This is a genomic window from Gemmatimonadota bacterium, from assembly GCA_016719105.1.
Taxonomy (GTDB): Bacteria; Gemmatimonadota; Gemmatimonadetes; order Gemmatimonadales; family Gemmatimonadaceae; genus SCN-70-22.
In genome coordinates this window covers 556,238-572,987 of the sequence record JADKAQ010000046.1, presented here as the reverse complement: position 1 = coordinate 572,987, position 16,750 = coordinate 556,238, and the positions used below count along the sequence as shown (strand labels likewise).

12 protein-coding genes and 1 pseudogene are annotated in these 16,750 nt (G+C 68.3%); 1 reads left to right on the top strand and 12 read right to left on the bottom strand.

Features of this window, described 5'->3' with window-relative positions:
- Positions 1-90: 90 nt before the first annotated feature.
- Complete coding sequence (locus IPN47_26505) at positions 91-1,536, top strand: HEAT repeat domain-containing protein (protein ID MBK9411531.1); 1,446 nt, start codon at positions 91-93, stop codon at positions 1,534-1,536.
- A gap of 4 nt (positions 1,537-1,540) precedes the next feature.
- Here the strand turns inward: IPN47_26505 and IPN47_26500 are convergent, their stop codons facing one another.
- The 12 genes and pseudogenes from IPN47_26500 to IPN47_26445 all read right to left on the bottom strand — a co-directional run bounded on the left by IPN47_26500 (position 1,541) and on the right by IPN47_26445 (position 16,484).
- A complete protein-coding gene (locus IPN47_26500; protein ID MBK9411530.1) occupies positions 1,541-2,584 on the bottom strand; it encodes a hypothetical protein in 1,044 nt (347 codons plus the stop codon).
- Positions 2,575-3,834, bottom strand: a complete 1,260-nt coding sequence (locus IPN47_26495; GenBank protein MBK9411529.1) for a universal stress protein — start codon at positions 3,832-3,834, stop codon at positions 2,575-2,577. The genes IPN47_26500 and IPN47_26495 overlap by 10 nt, the downstream gene beginning before the upstream one ends.
- On the bottom strand, positions 3,779-4,873 hold the full coding sequence (locus tag IPN47_26490) for a porin (protein MBK9411528.1): 1,095 nt from the start codon (positions 4,871-4,873) through the stop codon (positions 3,779-3,781). Before IPN47_26490 ends, IPN47_26495 begins: the two co-directional genes overlap by 56 nt.
- On the bottom strand, positions 4,870-5,478 hold the full coding sequence (gene kdpC / locus IPN47_26485) for a potassium-transporting ATPase subunit KdpC (protein ID MBK9411527.1): 609 nt from the start codon (positions 5,476-5,478) through the stop codon (positions 4,870-4,872). Before kdpC ends, IPN47_26490 begins: the two co-directional genes overlap by 4 nt.
- Positions 5,479-5,482: 4 nt before the next feature.
- Positions 5,483-7,591 carry a potassium-transporting ATPase subunit KdpB gene (gene kdpB / locus IPN47_26480; GenBank protein MBK9411526.1) on the bottom strand — a complete coding sequence of 703 codons (2,109 nt, stop codon included), beginning with the start codon at positions 7,589-7,591 and terminating at the stop codon, positions 5,483-5,485.
- A gap of 1 nt (position 7,592) precedes the next feature.
- Entirely contained in the window at positions 7,593-9,308 is a 1,716-nt protein-coding gene (gene kdpA / locus IPN47_26475; protein MBK9411525.1) for a potassium-transporting ATPase subunit KdpA, read from the bottom strand.
- Positions 9,309-9,310: 2 nt separating this feature from the next.
- Positions 9,311-9,400 (bottom strand): K(+)-transporting ATPase subunit F, encoded by a 90-nt coding sequence (gene kdpF, locus IPN47_26470; protein MBK9411524.1) that lies wholly within the window; start codon positions 9,398-9,400, stop codon positions 9,311-9,313.
- A gap of 315 nt (positions 9,401-9,715) precedes the next feature.
- Entirely contained in the window at positions 9,716-11,302 is a 1,587-nt protein-coding gene (locus IPN47_26465; GenBank protein ID MBK9411523.1) for a DUF4118 domain-containing protein, read from the bottom strand.
- 91 nt (positions 11,303-11,393) lie between these two features.
- On the bottom strand, positions 11,394-12,095 hold the full coding sequence (locus IPN47_26460; GenBank protein MBK9411522.1) for a response regulator transcription factor: 702 nt from the start codon (positions 12,093-12,095) through the stop codon (positions 11,394-11,396).
- A 161-nt stretch (positions 12,096-12,256) separates the two neighbouring features.
- A complete protein-coding gene (locus IPN47_26455; GenBank protein ID MBK9411521.1) occupies positions 12,257-13,804 on the bottom strand; it encodes a DUF839 domain-containing protein in 1,548 nt (515 codons plus the stop codon).
- Positions 13,805-13,960: 156 nt separating this feature from the next.
- Positions 13,961-15,507 (bottom strand): annotated as a pseudogene (locus IPN47_26450) (cryptochrome/photolyase family protein).
- A gap of 5 nt (positions 15,508-15,512) precedes the next feature.
- Entirely contained in the window at positions 15,513-16,484 is a 972-nt protein-coding gene (locus tag IPN47_26445) for a redoxin domain-containing protein (protein ID MBK9411520.1), read from the bottom strand.
- Positions 16,485-16,750: the final 266 nt, after the last annotated feature.

Below are 16,750 nucleotides of genomic sequence, written 5' to 3'. Positions count from 1 at the left end.
CGCCGCTGCAAGGAATGATTTGCAGCGGTTAATCCGCGGCCTGCCTTCGGTCGATACTCAGACCCACACCGAGCCGGCGGGGTCGAGTTCATGTCGAGTGATGACGGAAGGGAGTACGTCCAGGCACTGTCGCGCCTGATCGAGACTTGTGCCTCCACGTACCCGGGCTCCGCCGCGCGCGATGCGGCGGCCCGGGACGTGGAGAATCGGTCGCGGCGACGCCCGCTCGCCCTCGAACTCGACGGTGACCTGCTGCGCATCGGTGGAGATGACGCCGTCCCCTTCGATGCGCCGGGGACCGAGGCGCTCGTCTCGGCGTTCCTTGCCCACGCCATCGGGCGCATGAGCATTCGCCAGCTCACGCCCGCGCGCGACTTCCTGGAGATGGCGCGCCTGCTCAGCGTCCGTCCCAGCGACCCGCAAGGCGGGCATGCCATCGAGCGCGAGGTGTCCGACGCGCGCCTGTGGAACGTCGAGTTCATCGGCCTCGCCTCGCTCGACGCCAAGCCGGTGACGGCCGTGCTCCCCGCCGAGATGCTGCTCTCGCTGCGCGACGGCGCCGACTACGCCCATGCCGAAGCGGCGCTGGCCAAGCTGGCCACGCGCGGCGAAGAAGCGCTCGCGGAAGGCGACGCGCGCACGGTGGCGGCGGTCCTGGTCGCGATGTCGACGTTCGAGCAGGAGAGCCACCACGACAACCTGCGCCACACCGCCGAGCTGGCGATGAAGCGCCTGATCTCCCCGATGGCGTTGCGCCTGACGGCACAACTCATCCCGTCGGCCCGTCGCCGCGAGTCGCTCATCGCGGTCCTGTCGCAGGCGGGCGAGGATGGGGCCGAGGCGCTCTTCGCACACTTGGTCGCATCGCAGGACATGCACGAGCGGCGCGCCTACTTCGATGCCATGGTGGCGCTGGGCAGCGGCATCTCGATGCTGATGCAGGCGCTGGACGACGAGCAGTGGTACGTGGCGCGCAACGCCGCCGAGCTGTTGGGGGAGATGCGCGTCGACGGCGTGGAAGGGTCGCTCGCGCTCATGCTCAAGTCGCCCGAGGAACCGCGCCGCATCGCCGCCGCATCGGCGCTCGCTCGCCTGCGCACCCCCGACGCCCTGGCCGCATTGCACGAGGCGGTGAACGATCCGTCGGCGCAGGTGCGCTACTTCGCCAGCTCCGCCACGATCGCGCGCATCGAAGGCTCCTCGGCCCGCCAGCTCGGTGTGGCCCTCGACGCGGATGGCGATCCGGACATGAAGCTGCAGATCATCTCGGCGCTCGGCCGCCTGGGGACCCCCGATGCGGTGCAGAAGCTGATCAAGACGCTGCTGTCGCCGCAGGGCGGTCGTGGGTCCGCCGACATGAGCAGCGAGTTCCGGTGTGCGTCGATCGAGGCGGTGGCCGACGCGCGCGGTGGCGCGGCGCTCAGCGTCATTGCGCAGTTCCGGCGCGATCGCGATCCACGAGTGGCCGAGACCGCGACCCGCATCTACGCGCGACTCGCGAGCGAGTCGCGGACGACGAATCGCGCCACCGCCTGACGAACTACGGGGAACGCGAGATCGACAGAGGGACATCCTCCCGCGTGCTGCGCGGGAGGTGCACCACGGTACGACCCGCGAGTGTCTCGACGCTCCCGGCGTGCGCCCTGATGAGTCGTTCGGCGTACGCGAGCGGCTCTCCGTGCTCCGGGACGCCGCCGCCGCGAATCACCAGGCGGAGTTCACGCCGATCGTCCTCCCCTTCGAGCGAGAGCGTCGCGCCGGATGGCGACTGTCGCAGGATCTCGTGCAGGATCACCGACAGGGCCTCCTGCAAGCGCCCGCGATCGGCAACGAAGGCCGGGAGCGTCGGCGGAAGATCCGCCTGCACCGTGACCTCCTGATCGCTCGCTGCCGTGGTGAATGGCGGGAGGATGGCATGCACGACGTCCTGCAGCCGCACCCGCTCCTTGCGCAACGTGACGGTCCCGAGGTCGAGTCGCACGATCTCGCGCAGCCGCAACAGCGCGGCGTCGACCGTCTCGGCGGCGTTGCGCGCCGCGCCGATCATCTCCTCCTGATTCTCGTTCAGCTCCCCGAAGCGATTCTCCAGCAGGATGTGCAGCGGCAGGCGCACTTCCTCGAGCTGGTGCATCGCCCCTTCCACCGCCTGCGCCACCAGCGTCTCGTACTCGCGTTGCCGTTGCGCGATCAACTCACCCTGCGCGGCCTGGGCGGTGCGCGATTGCGCGAGCGCGTCACTCAGGCGATCGACGAGGAGCTCGATGCGGTCCAGCTCATCGATCCCTTGATCGCGCGATCCCTGCGGGTGGAGCGCCATCCCCAGCAGTTCCGAGGCGCGCCGGAAGGAGACGCTCGCATCATCGCGCTCGCCGCGACGTGCCGCCAGCTGCTCCACGCGTTGTGCGACATACCGCGTATTGCGCCACGCCAGCACGGCGGAGCCAAGGGCCGCCACAACCGCCGCGATCACGAGCCACTCCGGTGCCTGCCGAGAGTACTCGCCCCAATAGACGAGTGCGGTCACGGTCAGGAGCCCCACGATCGCCGGAAGTACCGCCAGGAAGAGCCGTTGGCCTACGCGCATGACTCGTCGGCGCTCGTCAGGCGCTCGCCTCCCGTGGGTTCGTCGAGCGACACGACCAGTACGTCGAGTCCCTCCGTGTTGTCGATGAGCTGCGTGACCACCGACCCGTTGCGCAGCCGATGCCACCACGAGCGCCGGCTCTGCCCCACCAGCGCCAGCGTCACGCCGCGCTCGCGGGCAAAGCGAAGGATCGCAGCGGCCACGTCGTCGCCTTGCAGCTTGACCACTTCGGCGCCGAGCGTCTGCGCCATCTGGATGTTGTCCACCAGCTTGCGTTGCACGGCGCTGTCGATGCGATCGGCGCGCTCGTCAGGCGTCTGTACCCACACGCAGTACCAGTCGGTGTTGAGGCGCCCGGCGATGCGACTGGCGCGGCGCAGCAGGCGTGCGGTGTACGTGGGGCTGCTCGACATCGCGACGAGAATGCGATCGACCGTCGGGCGCTCGACCGGACCGCCCTCCTCGCGCCGCACGATCTCCTCGCGCACGCGGTCCACCGAGCTCGCCACCTCGCGCAGCGCCAGCTCGCGCAGCGTGGTGAGGTTCTCGTCGGTGAAGAAGTTGGAGAGCGCGGCGGGGACCTTCTCCGGGGCGTAGATCTTCCCCTCGCGCAGGCGCTGGCGCAGGTCCTCGGCCGAGATGTCGAGGTTGACGACCTGGTCGGCCGAGGAGAGGACCCAGTCGGGGACCGTCTCGCGCACCGTCACGCCTAACGTGCGCTGGATGACGTCGTTGAGCGACTCCAGGTGCTGCACGTTGACCGCGGAAATGACGTTGATCCCCTCGTCGAGCAGTTCGAGGACGTCTTCCCAACGCTTGCGGTGCCGTGCCCCCGGGACGTTGGTGTGCGCCAGCTCGTCGACGATCGCCACCTGTGGGCGACGCGCGATGATCGCGTCGAGATCCATCTCGTCCAGCGAGACGTTGCGGTAGGCGATCGACTTCCGCGGCACGACCTCCAGGTCGCCGATCTGCGCTTCGGTCTCCACCCGACGGTGCGTTTCCACGAAACCCACCACCACGTCCACCCCGCGCCGCCGCAGGTCGTGCGCTTCCTGCAGCATGCGAAACGTCTTTCCCGTCCCTGCCGCCGACCCCACATACACCTTGAGCTTCCCCCGCTCGCGGCGGCGGACGATCTCGAAGAAGCCGGTGGTATCGTGGGTGAGCGGGTCGGTCACGCGAGGCCGTGCGCTAGAAGGTGAGCGCCAGCGAGGAAACGATGAAGGCGTTGCTCTTCGCCGTGCCATCCCGCCTGGGGAAGACCGCGTTGCTCCCGGCGAGCGCGCGAAGCTCGGTGCGCCAGAGCACCTTGGGCGCCGGCGTCACGTCGACCCCGAACGACCCACCGTTCGCCTTGAAGGCGTCGGCCCCTCCCGTCACGATGATGACCTGCTTCGGATCGGCGTAGCGCTCGACGCGAGCCACCAGCGCCGTCGTGGAGGTAGCCTGCACGCGAGCGATGAGCGACGTGCCGTACCAGCGCCCCGTCTCGGCCACCAGGTCCTGCATGCCGAAATCGAACGTCCCCATCAGCGTCAGCTTGTCGTTGGCCACGAGCTTCACGCTCCCCCCCTGGAAGATGCGAAGCTGAGCGTCGACGCTGTCGGGCGTCTCGTTGCCGATGAGATTGTATGCCGAGAGCGTCACCTTGGGTGTGGCAGCCCAGTCGAGCCGTCCGCCGACCGCCTTGTTGCCGTTGGTCTCCGAGATGTTCTGCCACCCGTTGACCACGTTGAGCTGCGCGGTGAGCGACGGCGTCGCCTGCCAGGTGAGCTTCACCCCCGATTGATAGTACGGCGAGTAGTCGGCGATGAGCGAGCGTGTGTAGGTGAGGTTGTCGCGCGAGATCCACGATTCGCTCCCGATGTGGGACAAGTAGATCCCGCCGTCGAGCCAGAGCGAGGGGGTCAGCTTGACCCCGACCACCGCTTCCTGGATGTAGCGCGAGACGTCGCCTCCACTGTACGAACCCACGCGCGGCTCAGCGGCGTAGTTGGACTGCACCGACGTGCCGAACTGCACTGCGAGTCGCCCGCGCACTCTCGCGCCGCTCAACACCGCCTCGACGTGGGCGAGGTTGATATTGAACTCGTTATGCCGCGCCGGCTGCGTGCTGAAGGCGCGGTCGAGTGTGCGCGGCCGGTTGAAATCGTACGCGTAGTAACCGTCGACGAACCCGCCGAACTTGACCGTCACGGCCGTGTCGGCGGTCGCTTGTGCCATCGCCGACGAGCCGCTGACGGAGGCGATCGCCAGCGCGACCGCCGGAACGAACATGCGTGTCATGACTGCTTTCCTCCGACCGGGCGCGCGAAGGCCGAGTCGAGCGCAATATTGAGGAGGAGCACGTTTACCCTCGGCTCGCCAAAGAAGCCGAATTGTCGCCCCTCGATGTGTCGGTCCACCAGCGCTCGCACCGCGGCACTGTCTGCGGCACGCGCCCTGGCGACACGAGCCACCTGCAACATGGCATTGGCCGGCGAAATGTGCGGGTCGAGCCCCGACGCCGAGCGGGTGGCCATGTCGGTCGGGACCTGCCCCTTCACTGCGCCGTTCGTGGCCACCGCTTCGTTCACCGCGTCCGCGATGAGCGTGTCAGCGAGCTTGGTATCGGTCGGCCCCTTGTTGGTCCCGCTCGACGCCGTGCCGTCGTAGCCGCTCCCTGCGGCTGACGGGCGCGAGTGGAAGTACCACTCCTGCGTGAACGGCTGCCCGATGAGCGCACTGCCCACCACGCGCCCGTTCACGCGCACCAGCGACCCGTTGGCCTGGCGCGGGAAGAGCAGTTGCGCGAGTCCGGTGACGATCCCGGGATACACCACGCCGGTGATGGCGCACAGGACCAGGGTGAGGACGATCGCGGGGCGAAGTTGCTTGCGGAGCATGGACATGAGGCTATACCAGGCGGAGGACGACGAGTGCCATGTCGATGAGCTTGATCCCGACGAAGGGGACCAGGAGCCCGCCGAAACCGTACACGATCAAGTTGTTGCGCAGGATGGTCGAGGCTGCGGCTGGACGATAGCGCACCCCGCGCAGCGCCAGCGGGATGAGCGCGATGATCACCAGGGCGTTGAAGATCACACTCGCGAGAATGGCCGACTCGCTCGAGTGCAGCCGCATCACGTTGAGCGAGGCCAGCGCCGGATACGCCGTCAGGAACATCGCCGGGATGATCGCGAAGTACTTCGCGACGTCGTTGGCAATGGAAAAGGTCGTGAGTGCGCCGCGCGTCATCAACAGCTGCTTCCCGATCTCCACCACCTCGATGAGCTTCGTCGGGTTGGAGTCGAGGTCGATCATGTTCCCCGCCTCCTTGGCCGCCTGCGTCCCGCTGCTCATCGCCACGCCCACGTCGGCCTGCGCCAGCGCCGGTGCGTCGTTCGTCCCGTCGCCCGTCATCGCGACCAGCTTCCCGCCGGCCTGCTCGCGCTTGATGAGCGCCATCTTGTCCTCCGGCTTCGCTTCGGCCAGGAAGTCGTCGACCCCCGCCTCCTGCGCGATTGCCGCCGCGGTGAGCGGGTTGTCGCCGGTGATCATCACCGTGCGAATGCCCATGGCGCGCAAGCGCTCGAAGCGTTCGCGCATCCCACCCTTCACGACATCCTTGAGGTAGATCACGCCAAGGACGCGCGCGGTGCCGGTCATCGGCCCCGCGCCCGCGCCCGACGTAGCAGCTGACGGCATCAACCGTTCGGCCACCACGAGCGGCGTTCCCCCCTCGCGAGCAATCCTCTCCACCAGTGGTCGCAGCTCCGCGGAGCCATTGCCACCGTGCTCCTGCACCCAACGGCTCACCGTGTCGCCCGCGCCTTTGCGCAGCTCCAGCACGGCCGTGTCCACGCCGCTCATGCGGGTGCTGGCGGAGAAGGGGACGAAGACCGAACGCGTGTGCGCTTCGTCCTCCAGCGTGCGCGCGTTGATCCCGTACTTCGTCTTGGCCAGCACGACGATGCTCCGCCCCTCGGGCGTCTCGTCGGCCAGCGAGGCCAGCTGCGCCCGGTCGGCGAGGTATGACTCGTCCACGCCGGGCATCGGGTGAAACGACACCGCCTGCCGGTTGCCTAACGTGATCGTCCCGGTCTTGTCGAGCAGCAGCGTGTTGACGTCGCCGGCCGCCTCGACCGCGCGCCCGCTCATGGCAATCACGTTCTGCTGGATCATCCGGTCCATCCCCGCGATGCCGATCGCCGACAGCAGTCCGCCGATGGTCGTCGGGATGAGGCAGACCAGCAGCGCCACCATCACCGGCGTCGAGACCGACGTTCCCGAATACAGGGCGAACGGCTGCAACGTCACGACCGCGAACAGGAAGACGATGGTCAGCCCCGAGAGCAGGATCGTCAGGGCGATCTCGTTCGGCGTCTTCTGCCGCGAAGCCCCCTCGACCAGGGAGATCATTCGATCCAGGAACGTCTCGCCCGGGCCCGCCGTGATGCGAATGACCAGGTAATCCGAGAGCACCTTGGTTCCCCCGGTGACCGCCGACCGATCGCCCCCCGACTCACGAATGACGGGGGCCGATTCGCCGGTGATCGCCGACTCATCCACCGAGGCCACCCCTTCGACGACTTCACCATCGCTGGGAATCACGTCGCCCGGCTCGCACACCACATGGTCGTCCTTGTCCAGTTCGTTCGACGCCACGAAGTAGAACGTGTGCCGGTTGCGCGGGTCGTCGAGCTTCTTGGCCTTGGTCTGCGCGCGCGAGGCGCGCAGCGTGTCGGCCTGTGCCTTGCCCCGCCCCTCAGCCATCGCCTCGGCGAAGTTGGCGAAGAGCACCGTGAACCAGAGCCAGATCGCCAGCTGCACAGTGAAGCCGAGGTTGCCTTCGCCGCGTACCACGTCCTGCACCAGCACGAGCGACGTGAGAATGCACCCGACGAACACCACGAACATCACCGGGTTCCGCACCATCGTACGGGGGTGCAGCTTGCCGAACGCATCGCGCACGGCCCGCTTCACGATCGGCGGGTCAAAGAGGGGACGTTTCGAGACCGACATGTTAGAAGAGCCTCCCGGCACCCATCAGCAGGTGCTCGACGATCGGACCTAACGCCAGGGCCGGGAAGAAGGTGAGGGCAGAAACGATCACGATCACGCCGACCAGCAGCACGACGAAGAGCGGCGAGGTGACGGGGAACGTCCCGGCCGACTCCGGCGCGATCTTCTTCTCGGCCAGGAAGCCGGCCAGGGCGAGCATCGGCACCATCATCGCGAATCGCCCGATCAGCATCGTGACGCCAAGCATCGTGTTGTAGTAGGTCGTGCCCCCCGTGAGGCCGGCGAAGGCACTCCCGTTGTTGGCCGCGGTGCTGGAGAAGGCGTACAGGATCTCCGACAAGCCGTGCGGCCCCTGGTTGTTGAGCCCGGCCAGCCCCATCGGGCTCACGACCGAGATCGCGGTGGTCACCAGGATCGCGGCCGGGAACACCAGGACGTAGAGCATCGCCATCTGCACCTCGCGCGCCTGGATCTTCTTCCCCAGGTACTCGGGGGTGCGCCCCACCATCAGCCCGGCGATGAACACCGTCAGCACGACCATCATCAGGATCCCGTACAGCCCCGCCCCCACGCCGCCGAAGACGACCTCGCCCAGCTGCATGTTCACCAGCGGGACCAACCCGCCTAACGGGGTGAACGAGTCGTGCATCGCGTTCACCGCACCACACGAGGCGTCGGTGGTGACCGTGGCAAACAAGGCGGAGTTGGCGATCCCGAATCGGACCTCCTTCCCCTCCATGTTGCCGCCGGGATTGGTCGCCGTCGTCGCCAGGTCGAGCCCACGCTCGGCGTGGATCGGGTTGCCGCGCGCCTCGGCCCAGTACGCCGTCGTCACGCCGCCGAAGAAGAGGACGAACATCGCCGACCACACCGCCCACCCATGGCGCTGGTTCTTCACCATCCGCCCCAGCATGTACGTCATCGCCGAGGGGATCAGGAAGATCGTCAGCATCTGCCAGAAGTTGGTCCACGGCGTCGGGTTCTCGAACGGATGCGCCGAGTTGGCGTTGAAGAAGCCGCCGCCGTTCGTGCCGATCTGCTTGATCGCCTCCTGGCTGGCCACCGGCCCCATCGCGAGGACCTGCTTGGCCCCCTCGAGCGTCGTGAGTTCGACGTACGGGCGGAAGTTCTGGATCGCCCCCTGCTGCACGAGCATGAGGGCGAACACCAGCGAGAACGGGAGCAGGACGTAAAGCGTCCCGCGCACCGTATCGACCCAGAAATTGCCGAGCTTCCCGGCGCTGCGTCGGGAGATGCCGCGCACCAGCGCGACCGCGACGCCCATCCCGACCGCCGAAGAGACGAAGTTGTGGAAGGCCAACTGCATCATCTGCGACAGGTACGACATCGTCGACTCGCCGCTGTACGACTGCCAGTTGGTGTTGGTGGTGAACGAGGCCGCCGTCTCGAACGCCTGACGCGGCGGCAGCGCCGCCATCCCCTGCGGGTTGAGCGGGAGCAACGCCTGCAGACGCAGTGCGATGTACGTGAGCAGCATCGATGCGGCACTGAACAGCAGCACCCCCGCGGCGTAGCGCGTCCAGTGCTGGTCCTCATTGGGGTCGATGCCCGCGATGCGATAGATGGCGCGCTCCACTGGCGCCAGCCAACGCAGGGATCCGTCGTACACGCGTACGAGGTAGATCCCCAGCGGCTTGGCGACGAGCATGACGCACGCCGAGAAGAAGGCGATCTGCAGCCAACCGTTGGTGGTCATGGTCAGAACTTCTCCGGCCGCAGGAGCGTGTACAGCAGGTACACCAGGAGCGCGACCGACACGAGCAGCCCGAGCACCGAGTCCGGCCTCATGAGTTCCGCTCCTCGTCGCGTGCGTTGCTGGAATGCCCCAAGAGCGCGCAGCCGGTGATGTACCACAGCATGAGCGCGAAGAAGGCGATGGTGAGCAGCACGTACACCAGGTCGAGCACAGTCCCTCCGAGGGGCAGGGGGCGCTCGCACAGTCTCGTGACGCTGCAGGGCCGAGACGGGGAGGCGCCGTACGGAGTGACGATGCGCGTTGGGGGGTGAAGAACGCACAAACGCCCCGAGGAGAGGCGTTAAGGTCGCATGAAGGTCGTATGCACGGCGGTGCGCGCGCGGCCACGCGGGGCCGTTCCCGGTCGGTTACGCCCCGCCGCCGTGCCCCGCGTCGATGTCACTCAACTCCGCGGCCGGGAGCGAGAGCGTAAAGACGCTGCCTCCGCCGTCGCGTTCCGCGTACGTGAGCGTCCCGCCCTGCGACTCGGCCAGTCCACGGGCAATCGCCAGACCGAGCCCCGCGCTCCCCACATCCGGTCGTGCCGCCGCAGGGCGATACAGAGCGTCGAAGATCCGCTCGCGCTCGTCAGGCGGGACGCCCGGGCCGCGATCGGCAACGGAGATGCGCATCATCGCCCCGTCGCGCTGCACCGTCAGGTCGACCGGTGTCTCACCCGGCGCATACTTGCGGGCGTTTTCCAGCAGGTTCACCAGGATGCGCGCCGAGTGCGTCAGGTCGAAGCGCGCCAGCGGAAAGGCGTCGTCGCTCGGCAGCTGCACGCGGATCGGCCGGGCGCCAAAGCTCCCTTCCACCTGCTGCAACACGGCGCTCACCAGCTCATCGACCGGGACAATCGTCGGCTCCATCGGAAAGCGTCCGCTCGCCAGTCGCGACATGTCGAGCATGTCGGCCACGAAAGCGTTGAGCCGATCCGCCTCCTGCTCGATCACCTCGGAGCGCTCGTCGCCCAGCGATCCCAGTTCGTGCGCCAGCGCCTTGATCGTCGTGAGCGGGGTGCGCAGGTCGTGCGACACCGACGCCAGCACCGCCGTGCGCATGCGCTCTGCCTCGTGCATGGCTTCCAGCCGCTCGGTCGTCCGTTCGTTCCGCGCGCGCTCCACGCCTAACGCCGCGTAGTACGCCAGCGCGGCCAGCAAACGCTCCCGCGGATCGGTCAGCGCGAGTCCGCCAGCATCCTCCACGTCGAGCACCCCCATCGAGCGCGCCCCGGCGCGCAGCGGGATGAGGAGTCGCAGCGCCCGTTCTCCCTGCAGCGCCTCGCGCAGCGACGACGCCTCACTGGCGATCACGCGCACCACCCCGCCGTCCAGCACCGCCACGCGCGCGCCGCGGTCGAGCGCGAGCCACACTGGCTCGACATCCGTGGCACCCTCCCCCGCGGGGAACGTCGCGGATGACGGTAGCTCCGCGGTCGCCGTCGCCGACTCCAGCGTACCGGTCGCGCGGCCATCGCCATCGCGCAGCACATGCACCCGGCACGCCTGCACTCCCAGCGCCTCACGCGTCGTGTGCGCCACCATGCGCAGCGCCCCCTCGGCGCGCGGCGCCGTCATCGCCTCGGCGCCGAGCGTGGCCAACGTCGTCATCTCCGCGGTTCGCTCGCGCGCCTCGTCGGCCTCCCGTTGTACCTGATGGAAGAGGTGCGACGCCACCACGCTCGTCCCGAGGAAGGCGAGCAGGACGAACCAGTCGAGCGGGTCCGCGATGACCAGCGTCCCGTACGGCGGGAGGAAGAACCAGTTGAAGCCGAGGAAGGCGAGTGCCGCCGAGAACAGCCCCACGCCGCGCCCACCATCGGCGGCGGCGACCAGGACCACCAGCAGGAGCGCGAGCGTGATGTGCGAATCCTCGAGCCGCTCGCGGAAGGGGATCAGCGCGGCGATGACCACCGCGAGCAGCAACGGCCACACGTACGGACGAACGCGTCGCACCCGCCTCGTGACCGCGGGGAGTGCGATGGCCCGCGGTCGCGTACGTTGCGCGCTGCGCTGAGGGGATGGCTCCGGCACGCGTTGACGCTCCTCAGTCGGTCACGAAGCGATATCCCACCCCGAGCTCCGTCTGCAGGTGCCGCGGCCGCACCGGGTCGTCCTCCAGCTTGCGGCGCAGGTGCGCCACGTGCACGCGCAGGTGCGCCTGTGCGTCGCCAAAGACCCGTCCCTTCCACACCGTCGTGAACAGGAATCCGTGCGTCAGGACGCGACCGGCGTTCGAGGCGAGCGTGGCCAGGAGGTCGAATTCCGTCGGCGTGAGGTGCACGCGCTCGCCGCCCCGATCCACGGTGCGCGCCGCGAGGTCGATGCGCAGGGCGCCGGCCTCGATCACCGTGCGCCCCTGTTCCGACCCGTTGGAGCGTAACGCGCGCCGCAGCAGCGCCCGCACGCGCGCCTGCAGCGCCGGGGGCGAAAAGGGCTTGGTGACATAGTCATCCGCCCCCGCATCGAGCGCCGCGATCGTCGCCTGGTCGTCGTGCCGCGCCGTGAGGATCAGGATCGGCGTGTCGCTCCACGTGCGCAGTTCGCGACACACGTCGATCCCGTCCATGTCGGGAAGCCCGAGGTCGAGCACGACCAGCGCGGGTGACTCGGCCGCAGCAAGCGTCAGCGCCTCGCGCCCGGTCGCCGCTTCGCTCACCGTGCCGTTGAGCGGCTCCAGCACGTGCGCCACCGCGCGCCTGATCTGGCGCTCGTCGTCGACGACGAGAAAGCGTGGTGTGCCGGTCATGTTGGCGCGCGCGAGGGGAGGACCCCTTCAAGCGTACTGCGGGCGCGGGTGTGGGCGCAACGGAACGACCCGTCGCGCACCCTGACGACGCACGACGGCCCACCTTTCGGTGGGCCGTCGTGTTGCCCTTACCCTGCGCGCCTACCGCGCAGCGTTCGTCATCAGCTCCCCGGCACGCGCAGGAAGAGCAGCTGCCCGTTCTCGCCCGGGTACTGGCTCGTCACCCCGTTCGTCGTCACCGAGAACGGGAGCGTGTGCGCCTGCACCGCGAAGAGCCAGGAGCCCTGTCCCATCCACTTCTCCGTGCTGATGATGCCGGTCACCTCCCAGCACAACCCCTGCGCATCGACGCACTTGCCGCCGGGGCCCGGGATCAGCGTCTCCTGCGTCGCCTGCACCACCTTGCGCGGATTGATCGCCTGCTTCCCGTCGTTGACGAGCTTCAGGTTCCAGATGGCCGGCGGACGCGACCCGTCGAAGCCCGCGTATGCCGGGTCTTCCTGGATCATGATGCTGCGCTGCGTCGTGGCGATGTTGTCCGGCGAAGCCCACCCGCTGGCGGCTCCCTTCGAGCGCTCCATCAGGATCAGTGCGGCGCGCGTGGGGTCGTTGCGCTCGAACTGCAGGCGGTACAGCGAGCCGGCCAGGTCGCACACGCCGAAGCAGTCGGCGCCAACCTGTGTGCGGCCGCGAACCGACGAGTTCCCCGTATCCACGAAGTAGATCGCCGGGGTGTTGGGCGAGTTCTTGTCGTAGTCGCCGTCCTCGATGCGCACGAACGGCATCGCGCCTAACGCGTCGACCTTCTTCTGCAAGTTGGCCGCGCGCTGCGCGGGCGGCGTCGACAGGTCGGCCGGGTCGGTCACCTCGACGAAGTACCCAGGAATCCGCTGCCCGTCCACCATGTTGCCGCTGTGCAGCGGCGTCCCGGCCGTCGACTTCACGTCCGTCTTGAAGACGTAGAGCTTCCCCGTCCCCTGGATGAAGCCCTGCTCGCTGTCGGCCACGTACAGGTACAGCTCGGACTGGCCGCCGGCGTCGTCGAGCCCGACCCCCACCACCTTGTTCTTGAAGCCGGGGACGATGATCTGGTTTTCGTGGGCAAAGGCGCCGAGGTGCGGGAGCGGCGTCTTGTTCCCCTGCTTGTCCCAGGCGGTCACGACCGAGCCGTTAGGCGTCCCGAGCGTCTCCTCGCCGGCCATGAAGTAGCCGGTCGGCATCCCTTCCGCGCCATCGACCCACGTGGCCGAGCAGAGGCGCTGCAGCTGCGAGCTGCCATCCTCCACATACGAGCCGCCGAGTACCGAACGCGTGCGCGGGTCGATCGCCAGCTTCGAGACGCGTGCGTAGGCGATCGTCGGGCCGCCGTTGGTGGAGCGCACCCCCGAGTTGGAGATCTCGTGCGCCGTGTACAGGTTCAACACGCCCTTCTCAAAGTACGCCCCGAGTCCATCGGGGAGCGGCGCCCAGGTGTCGTTGGTCCCGGGAATCGGGTCGCCCACGCTGATGATCGGCCACATCTCGGCGCCGGGGACGAGCACCTCGGCCTGGGCCGGCTGCGACGTGATGAAGCCCGCGCCGGAGGCCGCGAGCTGCCCCGCCAACGGGGTCACGTCATCGATCGGGAGCGCGGTGCCGCGGTCGGCGTTGCACCCGGCGGCGACCAGGAGTGAACTGGCGAACAGAAGAGAGGAGGTCCTGCGCAGCATCTCGTGCCTCACGTGGGTTCGAGGGAAAGCGTTCACCCCCAATACCATCATCGCGTGTCACGATTCAGCGTGTGCTGTGTCTTCTCCGCGTCGCGTTTGCGTGACGCTTGGGGTGTGGCGCGGCCACCACTCGTCCCAGCGTTCGCTGGGACGGGGTTACCGCATCCCCAACCGCCCCCGCACCACCTCCGCCCACTGCGCGATCCCCCGCTTCTCCTCGTCGGCCATGGCGCTCACGTGCTTGAGCGGCAGCGCCATGCGCCGGTTGGACGCGAACCTCGCCTCGTGGCGAATGAGGAAGTCCCAGTAGAACGTCGTGAACGGGCACGCGTGCTCTCCCACGCGCGTCCCCGGCTCAAATCGGCACCCGGTGCAGTAGTCGCCCATCTTCTCGATGTAGCGCCCACTCGCCGCGTACGGCTTGGTCCCGACTACCCCGCCGTCCGCGTGCTGCGACATGCCTAACGTGTTGGGCAGCGTTACCCAGTCCACCGCGTCCACGTACATCCCCAGGTACCAGTCGCTCACCGCTCGCGGGTCCGCACCGGCCATCATCGCGAAGTTGCCAGTCACCATCAGCCGCTGGATGTGGTGGCCAAAGCCGTGGCGCAGCACCTCGCCGATGCTCTCGCGCAGGCAGTGCATCTCCGTCTCCCCCGTCCAGTAGAACGCAGGGAGCGCTCGGCGCTGGTTGAGCGCATTGCGGTCGGCGTAGTCGGGCCCCTCGCGCCAGTAGACGCCGCGGATGAACTCGCGCCACCCCATCACCTGGCGCACGAACCCCTCCACTGCATTCAGCGGCGCCGCGCCACGCCGATACGCCTCCACCGCCAGCGGCACGATCTCGCGTGGGTTGAGCAGCTTGAGGTTCATCGGCGCCGAGAGGAGCGAGTGGTACAGCCACGGTTCGCCCGTGACCATCGCGTCCTGGTAGTCACCGAAGTGGCGCAGGCGGTGCCTGATGAAGTCGTGCAGCTCGGCCACCGCCTGCTCGCGCGTCACCGGCCAGTTGAAGGTCGCGGTGTCGCCGGGGAGGTCGCGCAGCGTCGCGTCGACCGTGCGCAGCACCGCCGTCGTGATGGCGTCGGGGGCGTGCGTGAGCCGCGGCGGGAGCGTCGCGCGGTTGCCCTTGAACTTCTTGCGGTTCTCGGCGTCGAAGTTCCACTCCCGCCCTCCGGCTTGCCGTCAGCTGCCACGAGGACGTTGTACTTCCGCCGCATCATTCGGTAGAAGTGCTCCATCACCAGCTCCGAACGCCCGTTGGCCCAGGCGCTGAACTCGGCCGGCGTGAGCAGGAAGTGCGGGTCCTCGTGCACCACCAGCGGGAGCCCGCGCTGCGCGGCGATGCGCTCGATCATGCGCAGCACGCGCCACTCCCCCGGGCGCGTGATCGCCAGGCGCGCCGGCCCCACGGCGTCGATTGCCTTGCGCAGCTCGCCCGCCAGCGTCCCCGCGTTGCCGGCGTCGTCGAGCCGCGTGTAGCGCACCGTCACCTGCCGCTCGCGCAGCCGCTCGGCGTAGTGACGCATGGCGCTCAGGAAGAGCGCCGTCCGCTGCTTGTGGCTCGGTACGTGGCGCGATTCGTCCGACACCTCGGCCATCAGCACCACGTCGCGCTGCTTGTCGAAGTGGCGACGAAAGACGGAGAAGCGCGGGTCGAGCTGGTCGCCCAGCACGAACCAGAGCGTCTCCGTTGGTGGCATGTCGCTCAGGCCGCGGAACTGCCGCGCGTGGGCAGGTCGCACTCGCCGGTGGCGAGGGCGATGTAGTCCGGATGGTCGCCCACGTGCTCGTGCCGGTGCGCCCGCAGGATGGCCCCGCGCGAGACCACGAAGGCTCCCGGGAGCTGCAACGCGTCGCCGTGGAAGAAGCCCTGCATGTGCCCCTTGAGCGTGGCCACGAAGCCGCGCAGCGCCACCTTCGGGCCAAAGAGCTGCACGAACGTCCCCTGCGGGAGCTGGAATGCCTGATACAGCTCGCGCAACGGATCGCCGATCATGTCCACCCCGCGCAGCCCATATCGCTCGGCCAGCTCCTCGCCCTCGTCAGGCATCCCCATGTGTACCAGGACCAGCTTGACCCCCTTCGCCTCGATCCCCGATTGCAGCTTCCGCAGGTCGCCCAGCGTCTCCCGACAGAAGATACACCCCGTGTGGCGCAGGAAAATCACCAGGCGCGGTGCGCTCTCCGACAGTTGCAAGAGCGATTCGCCGAGGTCCGTGATCGCGTTCGCCATCGCGTCGCGCGTCGTCCCGCGGAACGTCGAGCGCGGGTACTCCCCCGCCGCATTGTCACGCACTGCCAGCCAGAGCAGCATCGCGAACGGGGCCAGCCACACCAGGTCGTGGATGATCACCAGCGTCCCGAAGGCGCGCGGGAGGGTGCCGCGCACCAGGCTCACCGCGTAGCCGATCGGCCCCAGGACCTTGGGGATGAAGCCGATCATGATCACCGGCCAGTAGCGCAGCGGGTTGCGGGCGGCGATCGCGTAGGCCACCCCCATCACCGCCGTCATCACGCCGACCCCCTGCCAGACCGGGAGGTAGTTCAGCGGGGCGATGCGGGCCAGGGCAAAGAAGGCCCCCGGCGCGATGACCATGGCGACGCCGAGGATCACGTGCCAGGCCCCGGAGAATACCAGCGCCTGCCGAAGCCACTGGGGGACTCGGGTCGTCACCATCGCCGGTTGTGACTGCGGGACTTCATGCACGCCCCGGAGGGGAGCGGGGGTGCTACATCGCCTGCCGCCATGCTGTCTTGCCTCCAACCTTGCCCACGACACGTTCGAACCCGCCGCGGGCGCATGCGGGGTCTTCAGGACCACAGAGGGTGAACAGCAGCCGGTCCGATCCGGTTTCGAGCATTTCCCCCGATGCAAATAGATGCATGAAAAGCCGTTGATGCGAGGGATTCTCGATGAAATCGGGCCCTGAAACCAACGACAGC